The following is a 22,774-nucleotide window of genomic DNA, read 5'->3' on the forward strand; positions in this document are numbered from 1 at the left end:
TTTATGATTTTATCTTTAAAACATTTAAATAAATATTTACCAAATATTAAGTTAGATGCAAAAGAAGTAGAAAAAGCATTGAACAACTTAGGTTTAGAAGTTGAATCAGTTTCACCTTTCTCTGACGTTAAAGGTTTAGTATTTGCAAAAGTTTTAGAAGTTTCAGTTAACCCTAATTCAGACAAATTAGATGTAGTTAAAGTTTTAACAAAACAAGGTGAATACACAATTCAAACAAATAATAGAATTTTAAAACCAGGTGACCTTACAATTTGCTTCCCAACAGGTGCATCAAAAGGAAATTTTGTTTTCGCAGACAAAGAAATTAAAGGAGTTTTATCACAAGGAATGTTCGGTGCATGATCTGAAATTGGATATGATAATTCACTTTTATCATATACTGACTCAATTTTAGTTTTACCAAACGATTTTGCTACACTTGAAGATGATGCAATGGAACTTTTAGGTCTTAATGACACACTTATCGAAATTTCAGTAACAGCAAACAGAAATGATGCGAACTCATATTATGTTTTAGCTAGAGAATTAGCTTCATATTTTGATACTGACTTTATAAGCGTATTAAAAGAAACACCAAGTTCATTTACAACACAATTTACAGTTAATAAAAACAAAGCACAACATTTATCATTTACAGAAATTAAAGGTAAAAAAGAAACAACTTTATATGAAAAAATGTTACTTGCAAAACACGGTATCGATACAAAATTTGACTGAGCAGTTAATTTAACAAACTTAACATTAATTAACTATGGTGTGCCTTCTCACGTTTATGATGCTGCAAAATTAGAAAACAATTTAAGTGCAGATTATTATTCAGGAAAATTAGTTATTTTAGGAAATAAAGAAGTTGAATTAAATAATGTTTTAACAATTTTTGCTAACAATAAACCTGTTTCAGTTGCTTGTGCTATGGGTCTAGAAGATACGAAAGCTACAGAGCAAACAAATGATTATTTATTTGAAGTTGGAGTGTTTAAGTCTACAGATGTTAGACATTCATCTAAAGAACTTAAATTAATTTCAAACTCAGCTGCACAAGGTGCAAGAACAATTACACCCGAATTAGCAAGTTTAGCAGTTAAATTCATCAGATCATACTGCAATGATTTACAAGTCTCAAATACAATTGGTGAATTTGAATTTGATAGCTACAAAGAAATAAAAATTGATAATGAAAAATTAAAAGTTTACTCAAATAAACTAGACAATCAATTAGTTGAATTTAACAAAGCTAAAGATCAATTAAGTAAATTAGGATTTATCTTTGAAGTAGACACTGTTAAAGTTCCTAACTATAGATATGATGTTAACTTATTTGAAGATGTTATGGAAGAATTATTCAGATTCTATTCATACAGCAAGTTTAAAGAAGAAGTTGTTAAAAACGTTCCATTAATTACACAATCAAAAGATAGAACAAAAAATATTATTAGTGGAATGGGTTATTCAGAAGTTAGAACATTTACACTTGTTTCTAAAGAAAAAGCAGACTTTAAAGTTTTAGACTTAAAAGAAACTGTTGGACCTTTATTAACATTCGTTTCTAAAGAAAGAGAATACGTACGTAATTCAATTATTGTTTCATTGCAAGAAGTTGTCGATTACAATCAAAAACGTAAATTAAACTCAATTAACATTTTTGAAGTAGGAATGATCGGGAACTCTAATGAAGTTTTAGGTCTCGCTTCAACAACTAAATCATTCTTTGAAATGAAACAAGATATTATTAATTTTGTAAAATTAGATTTAGAATTTGTCCCTTTAAAAGACAATGCTTTAGTTCATCCAAATGCATCTGCAAAAATTGTTTATATTGACGAAAACACAGGTGCACAAGTTGAATTAGGTTGATTAGGTAAAATTCATCCATCAATTGATAAGACAAATGCATTCTATGCAGAATTATTCACAGATCTGATTAAAAACATGAGAAACAACGAAGCAGCAACAAAATTCCAATCAGTTAATACTGAACCATACAAAACACTTGACCTTACATTTGAACTTGCAAATGGTGAGTACATTCAAGATAAAATTAATCAAATTAAATCAGTTTCAGATTGTTTCGGCATTGACCAAATTGATGATTACAAAAAAGAAAATTCACACAATGTAACACTTAGAATTACAGGTTCAAGTGAGCAAATTGAGAAAATAGATTCACACTTTAACAACTAGGAGACCTATGTATTCAGATATTAGTTTAAAAGATAAATTAGTTCAAGATGCAATTAACAATGAACTAAAAAGACAAGAAGATCACATTGAATTAATCGCTAGTGAAAACTATGTTTCAGAAGATGTGCTTAAAGCTCAAGGTAGTGTTTTAACAAACAAATATGGTGAAGGTTACCCAAATAGAAGATATTATGGTGGATGTGAAAATGTTGACGTAGTTGAACAAGCTGCTATTGATAGATTAAAAGCTATTTTTAGTGTTAAATTTGCTAACGTGCAACCTTATTCAGGTTCAGTTGCAAATGCTGCTGCTATTGCATCAGTTGTACCTAGTGGTGGAAAAATTATGGGGCTTTCACTTAGTTCAGGTGGACACTTAACACACGGGTACAAAATCAGTTTTAGTGGAATTTTCTATGAATCAGTTTCATATGATTTAGGTAAAGATGGAATTTTAGATTATGATGCAATTTTAGAACTTGCTTTAAAAGAAAAACCACACTTAATTATTTGTGGTTATTCAGCTTACTCAAGAACAATTGACTTTGCTAAATTCAGAGAAATCGCTGATAAATGTGGTGCAAAATTACTTGCTGATATAGCTCACATTGCAGGACTTGTCGCTGCTGGAGAACACCCATCGCCAGTTGGTTATGCAGATATTATCACTTCTACAACACATAAAACATTACGTGGAGGTAGAGGTGGAATAATTATGACTAATGATGAAGAAATTGCTAAAAAAATCGACAGATGAGTATTCCCTGGATACCAAGGTGGGCCATTATTCCACGCTATAGCTGGAAAAGCTGTAAGCTTTTATGAAGCTATGCAACCTATGTTTAAAGAATATGCAAAAAACATTAGATTAAATGCAACTAAGTTCTGTAATAACTTCATTAACAAAGGTGCAAAAATTATTTCAGGTGGAACAGACAATCACTTATTTATGATTGATGTTTTATCAACATACAACATTAGCGGTAAACAAGCTGAAGAAATCTTAGGTAAAATCAACATTACATTAAACAAAAACACAATTCCATTCGATACACTTTCACCGTTTGTAGCAAGTGGTATCAGAATCGGAACTGCTGCTATGACAAGTAGAGATTTCACAGAATGAGATAAATTAGCCGACATAATTGATTACACACTTAGAAATTATGAAATGTTAAGTTCAGAAAATGGAATTGATAAACTAAATGAACTTAAACAAGAAGTTTTAGAATTAACTAAAAAATTCCCAATCAAAAAATCATATTTATAAGATGCAATTGCATCTTATTTTTTTTACTTTTATAATAGTCTACTAGACTTAAAAGTAAAAAAATGTAAATCAAATTTAAATAAGCTAATAAATCTTGAAATTTAACAATCAGACATTGTGTACAATGTTTAGAATTTGTTAAAATAGACAGATAAAATAAAATAAATTTATTTATAAATTTATTAGTATTAATCAAATTTTAAGTTAGTTGGTACATTTGTGAAAAAAAGAATTAAGAAATTAATAACAAGTTTAACTCTCGGAGCAGCTCCGATTCTTTCATTGACTGCAATTTCAGGAATTGTTCAACAAAGTGTTTCTTGAACAGATGAAAATAAAGCTTATTCAGATGATACACAAACACAATTGAATTTAAGTGATTGAATGGCTGATGTTGATGGGGATAAATTGCTTTCAGAGCTTTCTATACCAGGAACTCACGATAGTGGTATGTATGATGGTAGAGGTGTTAAATGATTTTTCGGTTCTGCTTGAGCTAGAACACAGTACAAAAATTTACCTACCCAATTGAAAATGGGTATTCGTTATTTTGATATTCGTTTAGATAGAAACAATTTAGTTAATCACGGTGGAGCATATTCGAATAACTTATATCTACAAAATGTGTTAGATGAGTGTAAAAAATTCTTAACTGCACACTCAAGTGAAACAATCATTTTACGTATAAAAGATGAAAATGTAGATGTTGGCAATTTATCTGCTACAGATTGTATAAAATGAAGAAACTCAATAATCGATAATCTTTATAAATTCAAAGATTTTCTCTTCAAAAATGATTCTCGTAATAATAATCTGAACCCAACACTTAATGAACTAAGAGGTAAAGTTTTTGTTGTAAATAACTTTCACCACAAAGTTTATTCAGATAATAACTATGGAATTTTCATTGATCACGGCAATAACTGAAATATTTGACAAGATACATATGATTCAACAGAAGATGTAAAGATGAGAACATTTGAGTCTATGGCAAACATGTATCAAGATCTAAATGATTTTCACAATGACATAATGACTAACTTCCTTTCAAGATCTAATGGTGAGCAACCTTGATGAACTAGCAAAGCTTTAAATAAATGACTTGTTAAAAAACTTCAACAAAAAGAAGATCAATGAGAACATTTAGGAATTGTGCCAATGGATTTCCCTGGAGATGCCCTTGCATTAGCTATAGTGCGTAAAAACTATATGTATAGTCAAAGAGTAATTAAACGTGGAATTTTAGGAAGACAATTAAATGCGATTCCTGTTACTAAATTAGTTGACAATACATCGATTATTGAATTAAACCAACCGATGAAAGATTACTTTGTTGAAGTTTACAAAGGTAATAATCTTTTAGAAAAGAAAAAGATAACTGATACAAATACAAGAATTCAGTTAGCTAATAAATTTGTTTTAGGTGATTCAATCAAATTAGTTTTCTACAAAGAAACTCCAACAAACATTTACTATCCAACTCCAAAAAGAATTTTAAATGTTGAAGGAACACTTACGGTTTCTAGAAATCAAGAATATGTAAATAAACTTCTTAGCATAGGGAGAAGTTATGTGGCATATTCAGATACTCTTGCTAATACAACTTACCAAAATTTCATTAGATTTCATATTCAAAATGAAATTGTAAGTGTAGCTAATTCATATATCATTCAACCAATGACTGACCAAAGAGGTGAATGAGCTGACTTATTTGATTCAGATAAAACTGAAGTTCAAAAGAAAATCACAAACTTAAAAAATGCTTATGAAGCTCTTAAAACGGATATAAACACATTTAAATCATCAGTTCCATTTAGAAATTCTCAATTAAGTTTTATAACAACTGCTGACAAATCTAAATTATCAGAAGATAGTTATCAAGCATTTCAAGATGTAATTACAACAATTCCTAAATTACCTGAATATCAAAATGTTCTTAACATTTACATCAAGAAGAAAAATAAATTAGCTGGATTAAAAACAATCTTGAATGATCTTCAGGATTATTTAGGACTATTCAATCAAAAAGTTACTGACTTAGATTTAGATAATTTACAAATTAACTACCAAGATAAAAAAGCAGAACTTAACCAAAATATTCAATCTATTCAAGTTATTATCAAAGAAACAATTAATAATGATGCAACTATTGATTTTGCGAATGTAAAAAGCAGATTACAAACTCATTATGATAAATGCTCTAAAATTATTAAATCACTTGAAGACTTGAAAAAACAATATCACCAAAACTTATATAGAGAAAGATTAAGAGCTGCATTACAAAAATGTGAAGAACAAAAAACACAAATCAATTACTTACTTGATAATAGTGGTTGAGCAACTAAAATTGATCAATTAATTACTGAAATTAATGAGCAATTAACACTTTCAGAAATTCAAGAAATAAAAATTAATGATATTGAACAACGTATGCAATCTGCTATTTCAATGTTAAATGGACAATCTAATTTAGATTCAATTAGACAATCTATTTTGTCATCTAAATATTTAGAGCAAAGCGTTATTGATCAAAAATTTGCCGAACTTAACCAAAAAAGATCTTATGCAGACGCAACTGCATTGCAAAATGCAGTTGAGCAATTAAATAATTTTGAACATCAAGCTATTAACCAAACAATTGATAGTTTATCTAACTTAACTGATACACAAGAATCAAGTGCAAAAACTTCAATTGAACAATGTGCAAATAGAGTTGCGGTGAATTCAATAGTTTCAAATGTAATTAAATTAAACAACTTTAATGCTCAACTCAAGAATTTTGATTCTGTAAAGTCATCAATTAACTATATAGAAGCATCGACAGATCTTAAAAAAGCTTATGATAATGCAGAAATAGTTGCTAATACAGTTAAAAATTCAAATACATTTGATAGAGAAATTGAGAATATTGATACTGCAATACCGAACTTGCAGATAGCAAAAAACAACTTAGATGGTCAAAGAAGATTAGATACTGCAAAAGCAGATGCTGATAAAAATATTGATAAGTTAACTTACTTATCAGACAATGTTCAAAAACCAGCTGCTAAAACCTCTATTAGTAATGCGCAAACTGTAAATGATGTAAATTTAATTGTTTCTAATGCTACAAAATTAAATGCTGCATTAGAACAACTTTCAATTGCTGATTCGAAATTAAATCAACCAGCATATACAGAAGCTGCAAAGAATAAAAAACAAACATTTGATTCTGCTAAAAGTGCAATAGACAATATCAAATCAAATTCAGACTTTACAAGAACAATTTCTAATATTGATAGATTAACAGTTAACTTAAAAAACGCTATCAAGGATCTTGATGGTGATTCTGAACTATCATCTGCAAGAACAACTGCATTAAATGAGTTGAATAAATTAACTAATTTAACTGGAGAACCAATAAAAGTTGCACAAGATGCAATCAATGCTGCTAACACAATTAATTTAGTTAATTTAAAATTACTTGAAGCTCAAAAACAAAATGCAATCAACAAAATTAATTCATTATCTAACTTAGGACAAACCAAAAAAGAAAAAGCAGCTGAATTAATTAATAATAAAACTACAAAAACTGAAATTGATGCAATTCAATGAAACTATTCAAAAGTTGATTCTGCACTTCCAAAAATTAAAGAAGCTGAATATGAAAAATCAAAAATAAACTACACTGAAGCTGAAGGTTCTAGAAAAACAAACTTTGATACTATATTGGACAGTTTATTACCATTAAAATCGCAAACTGATTTTTCAACATTACCTGCTAACTTTGATGCAAATGTTATAGCTCTTAAGAATTCAAAAGGTGACTTGAATGGATTAGACAGACTTAAAAAAGAAAAAGAACAAGCTAACATTTTCATTTCTAATTTAAGTGAATTATCAAATGAACAAAAAGATACTTTTGCAAATAGCATAACTTCAGCTAACTCAATTTCAGAAGTTGCAGATATTAAAAACAATGCTGAAAAACTTAATAATGCTTTAATCGAATTAAAAGCAGCAAGACAAACTGCAAAATCTGAATTGACTAAATTAACACACTTATTAGAAGAACAAATTAGAGAAGCAAATAGTCAAATCGATGCTGCTACAACAGTTCAAAGAGCAAAAAACATTGTTACAAATGCAACAAATGTTGATGTTGCTATCGAACAAGTTCAAAGATTTAATGATGTTAAATTAAAACCACAATTTACAGAAGCATCAACAACACCTGCAGATAAAAAACAAGCTTCTCAAACAGCGTTTGACAACTTATCAGGTGTTGAGTCAATTATGGACTTTAGAACAAATCTAATTGACCAAATCACAAACAAATCAGAAGAACTGAAAAATGCAATCAACTCACTTGATGGTCAACAAAACTTAGATGCTGCAATAGCTGCTGCTAAATCTGCTATTGATGCATTACCTAACTTATCAGATGATGAGAAAAGAGACGCAAAAACTGAAGTTGAAAAACAAACAACTATTGCTAATGTTGCTGATAAATTATTAAATGCTAAAAAACAAGATGCATCAAATAAAATTGACTCATTATCAAACTTATCAGATGATGTGCAAAAACCAGCTGTTAAAGCTTTAATTAACTCAAAAGCAACTAAAGATGAAATTGATGCAATTGTTGCTAATGTAGAAAAAGTTAATAGTGGTATTGGAACACTTAATGATGAAATTGTGATAAAAGAAGAAATTCAATACAAACAAGCATCAGATGATGTTAAAGAAAACTTTTATAATGCTATAACTGCATTAGATAGATTATCAAGCTACACAGACTTTGAAACACCGTTTGACCAATTAGATATTAAATTACAAGCTGTATCTGAAGCTAAGAGTTCATTAAATGGTAAAGATAGATTAGATGCTGCAAAAGGTGAAGTAATTAAAGCTATTGAGGGACTTGAAAACTTATCATCAGTTCAAAAAGATGCTGCTAAAAATGAAGTTGAAGCTAAAACATCAATTGCTGATGTTGAAGAAAAATTACTTGAAACTCAAAAAGAAGATGCTATAGCTAAAATTAACTCATTACCTAAATTATCAGAAACTCAAAAAGAAAAAGCTATCAAATTAGTAGAAGCTGAATCAGATAAAGCAGGAATTGATAAAGTAGTTTCAAATGCTTCAAGCATCGATGGAGCGATTGCTAAAGTTGAATCTACTAGAGGAATTGAATCAGAAATCAAATACACTCAAGCTTCAAACCAAGATGTATTTGATGATGCAGTTACTGCTTTAAACGACTTAACAACAACACTGGACTTTGATGAACTATATCCTAACTTAGATAACAAGTTAGATACATTAAAATTAACTCACGATGCTCTCAATGGTGCTGATAGATTGAAAACAGCTAAAGAAGAAGCGCTTACTGCTATCGAAGCTGCTTCAAACTTATCAGATACTCAAAAAGAAGTTGCTAAAAAAGCAGTAAATAGCTTAAATCAAGTTTCTAAAATTAAAGGTATTAAAAATAATGTAAAAGAAGTTAACAGTGCATTTGATGTTATTGAGAATGCTGAAGCGATGAAAGAAACAACGCAATACATTCAAGCTGATAAACAATTTAAAGATGCATTTGATAATGCATTAGTTGCTTTTGAAGAAATTAAAGCAAAAGAAGACTTTACTACAGAAATTCCTAATTTATCTGAAAAATTAGTTGTACTTCAAAAAGCTACAGAAGCCCTTAATGGTAAAGTTAAACCAGAAACTAAACCTGAAGAATCTGCTAAAGAAGAAGATAAAAAAGAAAACACAAGTAGTGGTTCAAACTTAGTTGGTCCAATTGCAGGTGGTGTATCAGGACTACTTGCATTAATTGGTTCAATCTCTGGATTTGTCTTCTACAAAAAACGTAGAAAACGTAAATAAATAATTTTTAAATTTAAACTTTCATTCTAGTGGTGAAGGTTTTTTCTTTTATTTTTTGTCAAAAAAAGTAAATGAAAAGAAGACACCATAAGGTATCTTCTAAATTATGTGATTACATCTTATTTGGTTAAAATGTAGTTAAAGAATAATGGTTTATTTTCTTTATTTACAATCTTCATTTTGTGATCTTTTGTTAAGTCATATTTTTCAGGTGTAAATAATGTTAATAAACAGTGGTTGTATGTTTCTTCAGTTGTAACTGCTGAAACATTTTCAAGAACTAATTCATCATCGATGTATACGTCAAATGATGACATATTTGGCCCTGTTTTTCCAAATAAGTCAATAGCGTCTGAGTTGAATGTAAATTCAAAGTATTCGTTAGCTTTTGAAACTTTAGCTGAAACACCATTGATTGCGTTGTTGATTTGATCATTTTCGTTTGTTAAAAATTCTCAAGATGTTCCATAGAATTGAATTTCAGAGTTGTTAATTGGTAATACTCTCTTGTTTTGAGTATCAAGACCAAATTTAATTTCTCTAATGATTGTAACTTTAAGCTTTCTTGTTTTTTCGTCGTCATTGATCGGTTCTCTCATTGTTGTAATATGAACTTCTTCAATTCCATCATAAATAGCACCAAAGTCTAATCTATTAGTTAATGGAAGACCTTCTGTATCTTTTGTAGGGTCAACTACAAAGTTTAATGTTTTGAACACAACCGGCATATCAATAAATTCACCTTCGAATACTTCAACTTTTTCAGTTCTCTTAAGTTCGATTGTGTAATGAGTTGGACGGTATTGTTTTTGGAAGTCAGCTTTAGCAATAATATCCATAAAGCTTAATGTGGCAGGTTTTTGGAACTTGATATTAAAGTCTAATTTATCTGTTTGTCAAGTTTCAATTTTTGTGTTGTAAATTTGATCGTAAATTGCTTTATAGTCTGTATTACCATTAATATAACGATTTGAAGGTCCTCTAATGCTTAATGCAACAGGGTTTGTAACTTGAGATGAACCAGCGAATTTTGTAATTTGAAGGTCGCTCTTAGTATCAGTAGGCATAAATCTTGGTTTGTATTGTCATTGTTCACCAGTTAATAATTCTTGGATTTTTTTTGGTGTATCGTATCAATCTTCTGGAAGATTTGGACTTAATGCATAGTTGTTAATTTCGTAGATTGTATTTGAACCTGTATCATTGATTTTTTCCAATCAGAATGTTCTTCTTGAGTATGCAATATCATTTCAAGCAGCGATTGTAAGGTCGTAAACTTGTCCTTTTTGTAATGTTACTGTACCAAATTCTTTTAGTGCATTATTTGATGAGTTAATTTCACCTTCGAATGCATCACCAATCTTAATGTATCCTCAGTTAGAGAAGTAAGCTTTAATATTATATGATCCTGTTTCAGGTGCGATGAATTTTGCCTTAGATTCAACTAATTGTTTTTTACCTGTGAATGGATTTTGAAGTTTTCTTTGTTCAAAGTCTTCAACAAAAGTATCTTTTGGTTGAATGTTATTTGTTTTAACGTAGTTCATAATTTGTGAAATTGTTCTTAATCCGTTAACTTGAACATCTGTAAGTTGGTAAGTTGTTAAGATTGGACGATTAACTACGTTTCTAAGTTTAATTTTGTATCTGTAAGCAGGTACATATCTTTTTGGTTTGTTTTCAAAGTCAGCCGGAATAACTTCCATATCAAATTCATCAATTTCTGCAAGTTTATCTGGATTTGCTCTATAGATAACTTTCATTCTTGTAGGATCTGATGAATCAAATTCTAAACTTCCACCTAATTTTGTTCTTGCTGGGAATTTAAGTTCTTTAATTCTAAAGTTAGAGTTAAGTGAGTTAATTCCATTAGCAAAGTCAAATGTAAAGTCTTGTCCTGCTGGAATTTGGTAAGCTGGAGCTGTATCTGAAGTATATTCAAATCTGTCTAGCTCACTGTTGTATAAGAATTGACCACAAGCAAAAACGTTAGCGACAAAATCAAATGATGGTCATTGGAACATATCAAGCATTCTTTCGATGTTTTCTTGATCTGGATATTTAGCCATAAGCTCATTGATTTTATCTCCAGTTGCTTTTAATTTAGCAATGGCGTCTCTTTCTTTTTGAGCTCATTGTTTATCCATTTCTGTTAAGTTTCGAGGTCTGTCAGCATCATTATATCCATAGTAACCATTAGGATCAATTTCTTTACTTCCCTCAAATCTTCAGTCTTTTCAGTCAGCTTGAACTTTTTTAAATTCAGCTGTAGCTTTATTAGCTTCAGCCATAGCTGCATCAAATTCTGGTTTATGGTCGTTTGCAATATCAACTGTTGGTACTGATCGTTGTAATGATTCAATTGTGCTTGCGTATTGTTTTAATGCGTAGTAGAAGTTTAATTTGAAGTATTTAGATAAGTATCAAGTTGTCTTCAATTTCTTATCGTATAAACCATTTCTTCCTGATGATTTAACTCATTCAATAAAGTTAACCGGTCCTAATGTGTAAATCATATTTGAGTAAAGTGCGTATCAGTCAGCTTTTGTTTGGTTAATTGAATATGAGTTAGCTAATCTAGCTCAGTATACATCAAAGTCTCCTGATGGGTTTGTGATTCCACGAAGTCTTGTTTTATCATTAATAAATGATAAGTTAATTACTGATGGAATGTTTGTTCATCCATGGTCTCTTACATTGAATGGATCTTGGTGAGGTTGAAAGTTATGGTTAATTTCGTGGTAGTTTCCTCAATCATCAAATCCAAAGTCAGAAGCTCCCTTTAAGTAAGGTGATGCTCATCCGATTGGAGCTCAAAGATTGTATCCACCACCTCAAGCACCAGCTCCTCCTCAAACGTCATCACAGTAGTTAAGTGCTAACTTAGGTGCGTTGTAGTCGAATCAGAAGTATGACATTTCATAGAAACTGTCTCATTTGTGCATTTTTTCTTCAGGGAAGATAATATCATCAAATTTAACATGAGCAATAGCACTTGATGATGTATAAGGAATTGCTATACCTGTGTAGTTTGATTGAATTGTCATAATAGGTGCATTAATTGTACCTGCTTTAACAGCGGCCATTTGTGCATCTCATTCTGCTTTTGTTGTTTGTCCATAAACATAGTGAAGTTGTTCAACTGCATTATAAACTTTAACGTCAAATGGAGCAGGGTTACCATTTTGATCTCTAAGAGTTACACCAACGTTAATTGATAATGCTCCACCAAATGGTGAACCAAGTTTAACTCTTCTTGTGACTGGGTCAATTTCGTTAAATCTAAATCTAAATCTTGATAGAACAAATGGGTAACGGTTAGAAATTTTCCCTGTGTTGTCTGCTGGGTAGTTGTCTCAGTAGCTTTTGTTTACATAGAAATCAAACGGAACTTCACTGTAAATACCTGTAGTTTCATTTGGTGTTCCATATAATTCTTTAAGAATTTTATATGTGTCTTCACTAATTTCAAATTCAATAACTTCTCCAGCTGGAGCATATAAACCAATAACGTTGTATCCTGTCATCGATGTGTTGATTGAAATTTCTTTTGTAACTGTTTGAGTTTCATCTGTAACTACTCTTTCGAATCATTTATCTGCAGCAGGGTGTTTTTTAAGACGGTTATTCGCGATTTCTTCTTTAATGAAGTTTGCATCACTATATTTACGTGCACCTTCACCTGTGAAACCATCTACACCAATAACACCTTCAACTCTTTCGTTGTAAACAAGTTCACCCATACTAAGTTTTTTACCATTTACTTCAAAGAAAGCACGATCAGCAAAGTTTCTGTTATCTTTTTCGTAGTTAAAATCGTATCCAGGGTATCTGAATCCATAACTTGAATACATTTGGTTTAATTTTGTATCGTAAACTTGTTTTTGGATTGAAGGTCTGGTTTTTCTATCAATGATTTTGTCTGTATATGAAACAATGTCTAATCTGTTTGAAAGTAAAGATCTGAATGGTTGAGTATTATTTGCAAGTGGTAATGCTGAAATAGTAACTGGTTTTAATCTTCACATTACACCAGCTGAATTTTTAACTACTAATGAATAGTCTCCATCTCTGTTTACATTTAATGTAGTTGAATGTTCATTTTCAATTAATGTTGTATATCTGTATCAAGATGAGTTAGCTCAATCTACGCCATCAACATTACTTGCTGTAACTGTAGCTGCGTTATTTATTAATAATCCATCATTTGATGCAGTTAATTTTACATTTTGTAATGGGTTAACTTTGTGAACCATTTCCACATTAAGTTTCTTAACGTATTTTTTACCATTGTATGTTCCAATAACTTCAAGTTCGAAGTTAGAATCAATACCGATTTGGTTATTAAATACTTCTAAAGTACCTTTATCAGTAACACTAAATTCACTATCATTTGAATATCATTTGAATTGTTCTGGTTTTAATTCTTCATTTCCAGCGACAAATTGTAATACAACTGGTTTACCTTCTTCTGGGAAGTAACCTTGGTTTGTGATTGTGAATTTAGCATTTTCAGTTAAACGGTTTGTTTCTTCTTCGCTTAACATATCAACTGGTGGATATTCAGGTTCTAGAATTCTTTCTGATGTAGTAGGTTGTGATGGGGTTTCTTCTCCAGTTGCTGGTTCTTCATAACCTGTTGAACCTTCATCTCCATTAGGGTTACTTGGGGTTTCATTGCTTCCTCCACTTTCACCTGAACTTGGATTTTCTTGATCTGGATTAGATGGATTTTCTCCATGGTTTGTTTCACCTGTTGCACCACCATCACTATTTCCAGGGTTAGTAGGTTGTTCTGATGAAGTAGATGAACTTAATTTTTCTTTAGCAGCATTTAATGCATCAATTAAGCTTTGTTTGTTTTCAACCGGTGTAGTTAAATCAGTTTTAGCAGCAATAGCATCTTCAAGAGCCTTTTTAGCTTCGTTAAATTTTTGTTTTTGCTCAGCTGATGCATTTGTGTATGCTTCAGATTTTTGCTTTTCGTTAGCTTCATTTAATTTAGCAGCTAATTCATTTAAGTCTCTTGAGTTGTTTACAATATTATCAATTGTAGTTTTATCAGCAGTATCATTAATTTGTTTATAAATTGCATCTTTTTTTACTTGAGTTAAGTTTGATAAATTAGCAACAATATTTTTAGCAGGTTGCTTGTCAACTGGTTGAGCAGGAGTGGGAGCTTCTTTTTTGCTTAATCCTAATCCAACTCCAGTACCAATTAATGCTGCAGCACCAACACCACCAAGTATTAGACCAATAATGAATTTTCTTTTTCTATTTTTGTCAGCCATAATCATCCTTTCTTTTTGTTTATTACTAAAATAAAATTAAAATTTTATTTTATAAGTATTTTATTTTATTTTAGTCTAGCTTTTATTTATCAAAATAGTTATTCTATTTTTTGTGTGTAAATTTTATATGAATTATTTCTGTTTTTGTTATTGTGATTAAGCACTAAAATTAACTAATTTAATCAAATAAAAAGTACATTTAGTACCTTTAAGATTTGTGCTAAATGTACTTTTAAGTGTGTTATATAGGCGTAAAAGTTTTATTAAGCTTACTGAGTATATCTAATTATAGACATAACAATAGAGTAGTTAATTAAACTTTTTTAATTTAATTATTTAACTAATAAAGATTCTTCATCCATTTCTTTAGGTTTAGAAATATTGATGTAATCTAAAACAGTAGGTGCAACATTAGCTAATTTTCCATCTTTTAATTTAACGTTTTTATCTGTACAAATTAACATAACTGGACTTGATGTATGTTTTGTAGCTGGTTTACCATTTTCATCTTCTGTGATTTCAGCGTTTCCGTGGTCAGCTGTGATGAATACTGTAACATCATTCGCTTCAGCTCATTCAATAACTCTTTTAATTTGTGAATCTAAGAATTCAACTGCTTTGATAGCTGCTTTTAAGTTCCCTGTGTGTCCAACCATATCAGGGTTTGCGTAATTCATAATTGTTACATCATAATTTAATGCATTTGCTAATAATTCGTCTGTAATTCCTTCTGCAGACATTTCTGGTGCATCAGCATATGATTCAACTTTAAGTGAGTCAACCATAATACGTTTTGAATTTTTAAATTCAATATCGTTTCCACCATCCATAAAGTATGTAACGTGAGCATATTTTTGAGTTTCAGCAATTCTTAATTGATTTAAGTTAGCTAATTCTAAAACTCTACCAATTGGCATATTGATTTCCATTTCTTTGAATGCAACAATTGTGTCAATTCCTTCATATTTCATCATTGAGACAAATTTGTTAATTACAACTGGATGAGCTGGTTTGTTTGGATATAATGGTGAACCAATAAATAAGTGTGTTAATTGTCTTGCTCTGTCAGGTCTGAAGTTAAAGAAGATAATTGAATCGTGATCTTTTACAAAGTCACTTTTTGGAAGTGTTTGATTAATAGCAGGTACAAAGAATTCATCTGTAATTCCTTCTGCATATTGTTTGTTTACATAATCAATTACATTGTTAAATTTAACATCTGATAAACCTAAAATAGCATCGTATGCTTTATCAACTCTATCAAACATTGAGTCTCTATCCATTGCATAAAATCTTCCTGAAATAGATGCGATGTGGTATCCATATTTGTCACATAATGCAACTAATTTTTCAAGTGAAGGAATAATTGATTTAGGAGCAACGTCTCTACCGTCTCCAAAAACGTGAACTGAAACATTTTTAACTCCGTGTTCGTGTGCTGCTTCAATTAATTCAAATAAGTGGTTTTCAAGTGAGTGAACTCCACCAGGTGATAAAAGCCCCATTAAGTGTAATGTTGAATTATTTTTCTTAACATCATCAAATGCAGTTACAAAAGCTTCATTTGATTTAAATGTATTATCATCAAGAGCTTTTTGAATTAATGAAAGCCCTGTGTAAACAACTGTTCCAGCTCCAATGTTTAAGTGTCCTACTTCAGAGTTTCCCATTTGTCCTGCTGGTAATCCTACATATTGACCTGAAGCTTGAATAAGTGAATTTGGATAATTTGTAAATAAGTTATCAAATGTTGGTGTGTTAGCTAATGCAAATGCATTACCTTGTGTTTGTTCTCTTAAACCTAAACCATCAATAACAATTAATACTGTTTTTTTCATTTTTTCTCCTTTTAGTCAAATTCTATAACAGCAAACCTGTTTTTAGAACTCATATCTTTATGTATAGTAATTTTATATTTTTCTTGTAATTTTTCTCAATATTTAATGTGAAATGGATTGATTTCAAAATAGATTTTTCCACCTGGTTTTAAGTAGTTTTCTGCATTGTTAATTATTAGATCATAAAAATAAAATCCATCATCTTTTGCATATAATGCGTGAAGTGGTTCTCAATCAGTGACTGATTTATCTAATATTTCAGTTTCCTGAATGTAAGGTGGATTCGAAACAATTAAATCAAATTTTTGATTGATGTTTTCAAACATATCTGATTGAATGATGTTAATTGTAACATCATTTTTTTGTGCATTTATTTTAGTTTGCTCAATCGCTTCAGAATCTATATCTGATGCAGTTATATTTCAAGTTGGATTTGCTTTTTTTAGAGCAATTGCAATAAAACCTGAACCAGTACATAAGTCTAAAACATCTAAATTTTGTTTTTTATTTTCTGAATTAACTAATATAACTAGTTCTTCTGTTTCGTATCTAGGGATTAAAACCTTTTTAGAAACATCAATAGTTACATCTGCTAATTCAACATAACCCATTATTTTTTGAACTGGCATTCCTTTTTGAAGTTGTTCTAATTCAAAAGAAGATACAGTTTGTTCTAAACCATATCTTCTTTTTTCTAATAATAAATCTTCTCTTGTAGGCATTAAATTCCAGCTTCTTTGATTTTTTCGTTTTGTTCTTCTGTAAGTAATGCATCAATAATAGGATTAAGTTTTCCTTCCATAACAGGAAGTAAACTTGTAGAGTATGAAATTCTATGGTCTGTAACTCTATCTTGAGGATAGTTATATGTTCTGATTTTTTCACTTCTAGCACCAGAACCAGCTAATTTTCTGTAACCTGATTCTTCTGCTTGTTTTTTCTGCAACTCAATGTCGTAAAGTTTTGATTTAAGAACTCTCATTGCGATTTCTCTGTTTTGAATTTGGTTTTTACCTTCTTGACAAGTTACAACAATTCCAGTCGGGAAGTGTGTAATACGAACTGCTGAGTCAGTTGTGTTAACTGATTGACCACCGTTTCCTGATGAACGGTAAACGTCAATTCTGATATCTTCAGATTTAATTTCAACTTGAATATCATCATCAATTTCAGGCATAACTGTAACTGTTGCTGTTGAAGTATGAACTCTACCTTTAGTCTCGGTTGCAGGAATTCTTTGAACTCTGTGAACACCTGATTCAAATTTAAGTTTTGAATATGGTCTGTCACCTTTTACAGCAAATGTAACCAAAGTAAATCCACCAGCTTCAGATGCTGATGCATCTAAAAGTGTGGTTTTCATATCATTTTGTGAAGCTCATTTTGTGTACATTCTATATAAGTCACCTGCAAAAATGTTAGCTTCATCACCACCAGCTGCTCCACGAATTTCAACAATAACGTCTTTTTCATCGTTTTCATCTTTTGGAAGAATTAAGATTTTAAGATCTTCAGATAAAGCTTCCATTGTTTTTTCAGCTTCATTAATTTCCATTTTTGCAAGAGCGACCAATTCTTCATCTGATTCACCTAACATTTCTTTTGCATTTGCTAAGTTAGCTTCAGCTTCAAGGTATTTATCAAATGCTTCAACAATATCTTTAATTGAGTTAATTTCTTTATTAATTTTTGTGTATTTTTTAATGTCAGAAATTATTTCCTGATCTTGTAAAGATTTTTCTAATTCATCATGCTTATTTTTAATTTGCATTAAAGAGTTATACATAGTTAATTCCATAGTTAGTATATTTTAACATATAAAAAATCTAAAGTTTTAAAAGATTGTTCTATTGTTGTGTGATGTAAAAATTTTTATATTTCCTAATTATTAAAATATTAATAATTAATATAAGCAGAATAATTTAAATGCTTTTGATTTTCTAAAAAAAGTATATATTTTCCAATATGAGTGCAACAACCTTGAAGAAAAAATTAATTATTGTCGAGTCACCTACAAAGGTTAAGACAATTCAAAAATATGTTGGAGATGAATACAGTGTTATTGCATCTGTAGGTCATTTCCTTAGAATGAAGATTTCTGGTCTTTATTCGTTAGGTATCGATTTTGATACTTGAGAACCTCTTTATACAGCTGATAATACAAAGAAAAATATTATCAACGAGCTTAAAAAAGCAACAAATGAAGCAGAACACGTTTATATAGCAACTGACCCTGACCGTGAAGGAGAAGCTATAGGGTACCAATTAGTTGATTATTTAAAAATACCCACAGAAAAATACTCACGTATTAAATATAATGAGATTACTAAAGATGCTATTTTAAGAGCCTTAGATAATCCAACAATTATTGATGACGCTCTTGTTAATGCTCAAAAGAGTCGTAGAATGCTTGACAGAATTATTGGATTTAGATTATCTTATTTATTAAGATATAAATTCAAAAATACACCAGGTCAACCTACAGCAGGAAGAGTTCAATCAATTGCTCTTAAATTAATAGTTGATAGAGAAAAAGAAATCAGAGCATTTATTCCTGAAAAATACTTTACTCTTGATGCTAAATTAAATAAGAATCCTGTTTTAGCTGCATATCACAATGAAGCTAATGAATCAGATAGAAAAAACTGAATTTACAGTTCAGAAGTTGATGTAATCAAAGAATACTTTGAGTCAGCTCCTAAAGTTTTAAAAGTAACTAACAAAAAAGTTTCTGATAGAAAAGTTGGAGCAATTCAACCATTCAAACAAGCTGTTTTATATAAAAAATCACCATTTTCATCTAATTCAACAACGAACATTCTTAAAAAACTTTTCGAAAACGGTTTAATTACTTACCCGAGAACAGATTCAACACGTTTATCTCAATCGTTTATTGATGATGCACATAAATTTATCAAAAATAAGTGAGGTGAAGATTATATTGCTGATGAAATTAAAGGATTCAGTGGAGATCAAGATGCCCACGAGGCTATTAGACCATCAGATGTTTCATTAACACCTGAACAAGTTCAAATTCACTATCCAAAAATGGAAGATAATGATGTAAGAATTTACAAATTAATCTATGATACAACACTTCAAGCTTTAATTAAGCAACCAATTAGAACAAGTGTTCAATATACTTATGTAAATGATAAATACACATTTAAAAATTCTTATTCAACAATTAAATTTAATGGTTACTATGTTGTAACAGGTAAAGAATCTGAACAAGTTGATCCAAATTACGAAATTGATCAAGAAGTTAAAGTTGATGAGTTTATCTTATGTGATCATGAAACAAAACCAGCACCAAGATATAATGATGGGACACTTATTGAAGCGCTTGATAACATCAAAGTTGGGCGTCCATCAACATTTGCTTCAACAGTGCAAATTGTTAAAGACAGACGTTTTGTTGAATTGAACAATGGTGCATTACATCCTACTGAATTTGGTGAAATTATCTTACAAAACTTAATCGCTGCTTTTCCTAATATTATTAATGAAAGTTATACAGCACACGTTGAAGAAGAATTAGACCAAATTGCTGAAGATGAAATCACTAAAAATGAAGTTATGCAAGATTTTTGAGATAACTTCCTTGTTGAATTTGATAATGCACAAGGTAAAATTACACCTTACACATTCAAGTTAGAACAATTGGATACAACTTGTCCTGAAGATGATGGTATCTTAGTTAAAAGATATAACAAGAAAAATCAACCATTCATTGCTTGCAAAAACTTCCCTAACTGTAAATTCACAAGAAACATCGAGCCAGATGATTTTCCAAGTGAATCAGATGAAGAAATCGTCGATGAGTATGATGATTAATTAATTAAAATTATTTAGATGAGCAGATTTAAAAGTCTGCTCATTTTTTAATTAATTTTGTTATTTTAATTGAGATATTTAATGAAAAACATGGATTTAGACCATAAAATAAGCTAATTTTATGATTTTTAAAAATTAAAAAATAAATTAAAATTATGAAACTATGAATAATAAAGGTATTTTAGAGAACAAAAAAGAATTTGAAGCAATAGTTATAGGTGGAGGTCATGCTGGAGTTGAAGCAACTTTTGCTTTAGCGAATATGGGGCACAAAGTAGCTCTTATCACTTTTGATCTTTCAAAAGTTGCTATGATGCCTTGCAACCCATCAATTGGTGGACCTGCTAAAGGAATTATTACACGTGAAATTGATGCACTTGGTGGAGTTCAAGGTTACTTTTCAGATTTAGCAATGATTCAAATTAAGATGCTTAATGAATCAAAAGGTCCTGCAGTTAGAGCTATGAGAGCTCAAATTGATAAAGAAAAATATTCAGCACTTATTTTAGAAGCGTTACAAAATCACAAAAATGTAACTTTAATTGAAGGAGTTGCTGAGGATATTCTTGTTGATGATAATAACCAATTTAAAGCGATCAAAATGGAAGATGGTTCAATCTTAGATGCTAAAGTTTTAGTTATCACAACAGGAACGTATATGAACTCAAGAATTCTTAGAGGTGATGAAATTAAAATTTCAGGACCTGATAATCAAAAAACAACACCAAAATTATCACGATCGCTTGCTAAGTTAGGTTTTGATTTACAAAGATTAAAAACTGGAACACCTGCTAGAGTTTATGCTGATTCAATCGATTTTTCAAAAGTTGAAAAAGAAGAACTTAATGATACTTATTTAGCTTTCTCATCGCGTTCAAATGTTAAACTTGATAAGCAAATTTCATGTTATTTAACTTACACAAACGAGAAGACGCACGAAATTATTAGAAATAACATTGATAAATCAGCTATGTATTCAGGACTTATCGAAGGGATCGGTCCAAGATACTGTCCAAGTGTTGAAGATAAGGTTATGAGATTTGCCGATAAAGAAAGACATCAAGTTTTCTTTGAACCAGAAACTGCTGATGGTTCAATTATTTATGTAAACGGAATGTCTACATCAATGCCTGTTGAAGTTCAAGATTTAATGTTAAGAACAATTCCTGGCTTAGAAAATATGAAGGTTCAAAAATGAGGATATGCAATTGAATATGATGCATTAAATCCATTGCAAATTACACCTACATTAGAATCTAAAGTTATCAAAAACATTTTTACAGCTGGTCAAATTAATGGAACAAGTGGATATGAAGAAGCAGCAGCTCAAGGTCTTATTGCTGGAATTAATGTAGGAAGAAAACTTGAAGCTAAAGAACCATTGATTCTTAAAAGACACGATGCTTACATTGGTGTTTTAGTTGATGATTTAGTTACAAAAGGGACTAAAGAACCTTACAGAATGTTAACTTCAAGAGCTGAATATCGTTTATTATTAAGAAATGATAACCCTGATATTAGACTTGCGAAATATGGAAATGAAGTTGGTTTAGTTTCTGATGCAGATTACCAAAATATAATTAATAAATACCAAATGATTGATGAAAAAATCAATGAATTAGAAAACACATACTTATCATCTAAATCAGAATTAGCTAAAAAACTTGGGGTAGAAAATGGAGTTTCAATGTTAAGAGTTTTAGCTAGACCAGATGTTGATCCGGTTGATGTTTTAGGCGACTTCCCTTACAAAAATGAATTAACTATTATGGTAAGACTTGAGGGCTACATTAAGAAACAAAAATCTGATGCTCAAAAAATGAATAAATTAGAAGACTTTAAAATACCAAAAGATATAGATTATTCAAAAGTTCAAAACATAGCTACAGAAGCTAAACAAAAACTTGAAAAAATTAGACCTTTAACAATCGGACAAGCATCAAGAATTAGTGGAATTAACCCGGCTGACATTCAGATGCTTATGTTCCATATTGAAACTAGAAAAAACAAATAATGAAACTAAATATAGTTGCAGTAGGTTCATTAACAAAATATTTTCAAGTTTTATATGATGATTATGTTAAGAAAATTAACTTCTTCGCAAAGATTAATTTAATTGAAATTAAAGAACAAAAGATAGATAACATTCAGTTAAAAATTAAAAAAGAAACTGAAATGATTTTAGAAAAGATACCTAAAAATTCAAAAGTCATCTACTTATCATTACAAGGAAAACAATTAAGCTCTGAAGAGTTTGGATCAACATTTTTAGATATTGATAATGTAACTTTTGTAATTGGTGGTTCAAATGGAGTTGATGAAGAAATGTTTGCTAATAAAATTAACTTCTCAAAAATGACCTTTCCACATCAATTATTTAGAGTTATGTTAGTTGAGCAAATTTATAGAGCATTTACAATTAGAAATAATATTACTTATCATAAATAAACTCTATAATG

Annotated in this window: 10 protein-coding genes; 6 read left to right on the top strand and 4 right to left on the bottom strand. The window is 30.0% G+C overall.

The window, feature by feature from the left end:
* Positions 1–3 precede the first annotated feature (3 nt).
* The 3 genes from VBM88_RS00745 to VBM88_RS00755 all read left to right on the top strand — a co-directional run bounded on the left by VBM88_RS00745 (position 4) and on the right by VBM88_RS00755 (position 9,349).
* Complete coding sequence (locus VBM88_RS00745) at positions 4–2,202, top strand: phenylalanine--tRNA ligase subunit beta (RefSeq protein WP_323680212.1); 2,199 nt, start codon at positions 4–6, stop codon at positions 2,200–2,202.
* Positions 2,203–2,209: 7 nt separating this feature from the next.
* Entirely contained in the window at positions 2,210–3,472 is a 1,263-nt protein-coding gene (glyA, locus tag VBM88_RS00750) for a serine hydroxymethyltransferase (RefSeq protein ID WP_323176408.1), read from the top strand.
* Between the two features lie 219 nt (positions 3,473–3,691).
* On the top strand, positions 3,692–9,349 hold the full coding sequence (locus tag VBM88_RS00755; RefSeq protein WP_323680213.1) for a phosphatidylinositol-specific phospholipase C domain-containing protein: 5,658 nt from the start codon (positions 3,692–3,694) through the stop codon (positions 9,347–9,349).
* Positions 9,350–9,468: 119 nt separating this feature from the next.
* Here VBM88_RS00755 and VBM88_RS00760 read toward each other — a convergent pair whose 3' ends face one another.
* From VBM88_RS00760 to prfA, 4 genes are all read right to left on the bottom strand, one after another.
* Entirely contained in the window at positions 9,469–14,640 is a 5,172-nt protein-coding gene (locus tag VBM88_RS00760; RefSeq protein WP_323176406.1) for a M60 family metallopeptidase, read from the bottom strand.
* Positions 14,641–14,972: 332 nt separating this feature from the next.
* Entirely contained in the window at positions 14,973–16,478 is a 1,506-nt protein-coding gene (gpmI, locus tag VBM88_RS00765) for a 2,3-bisphosphoglycerate-independent phosphoglycerate mutase (RefSeq protein WP_323176405.1), read from the bottom strand.
* A gap of 11 nt (positions 16,479–16,489) precedes the next feature.
* Positions 16,490–17,200, bottom strand: a complete 711-nt coding sequence (gene prmC, locus VBM88_RS00770) for a peptide chain release factor N(5)-glutamine methyltransferase (protein ID WP_323176404.1) — start codon at positions 17,198–17,200, stop codon at positions 16,490–16,492.
* On the bottom strand, positions 17,200–18,264 hold the full coding sequence (gene prfA / locus VBM88_RS00775; RefSeq protein WP_323176403.1) for a peptide chain release factor 1: 1,065 nt from the start codon (positions 18,262–18,264) through the stop codon (positions 17,200–17,202). The genes prmC and prfA overlap by 1 nt, the downstream gene beginning before the upstream one ends.
* A gap of 179 nt (positions 18,265–18,443) precedes the next feature.
* Between prfA and topA the strand changes: the two genes are divergently transcribed.
* The 3 genes from topA (at position 18,444) to VBM88_RS00790 (ending at position 22,763) form a co-directional block, all read left to right on the top strand.
* Complete coding sequence (gene topA, locus VBM88_RS00780; protein WP_323176402.1) at positions 18,444–20,315, top strand: type I DNA topoisomerase; 1,872 nt, start codon at positions 18,444–18,446, stop codon at positions 20,313–20,315.
* 163 nt (positions 20,316–20,478) lie between these two features.
* A complete protein-coding gene (mnmG, locus tag VBM88_RS00785; protein ID WP_323176401.1) occupies positions 20,479–22,329 on the top strand; it encodes a tRNA uridine-5-carboxymethylaminomethyl(34) synthesis enzyme MnmG in 1,851 nt (616 codons plus the stop codon).
* A complete protein-coding gene (locus VBM88_RS00790) occupies positions 22,329–22,763 on the top strand; it encodes a 23S rRNA (pseudouridine(1915)-N(3))-methyltransferase RlmH (protein ID WP_323176400.1) in 435 nt (144 codons plus the stop codon). The genes mnmG and VBM88_RS00790 overlap by 1 nt, the downstream gene beginning before the upstream one ends.
* Positions 22,764–22,774: the final 11 nt, after the last annotated feature.

Source organism: Mycoplasma sp. 1232, assembly GCF_034863345.1.
Taxonomy (GTDB): domain Bacteria; phylum Bacillota_I; class Bacilli_A; order Mycoplasmatales; family Metamycoplasmataceae; genus Mycoplasmopsis.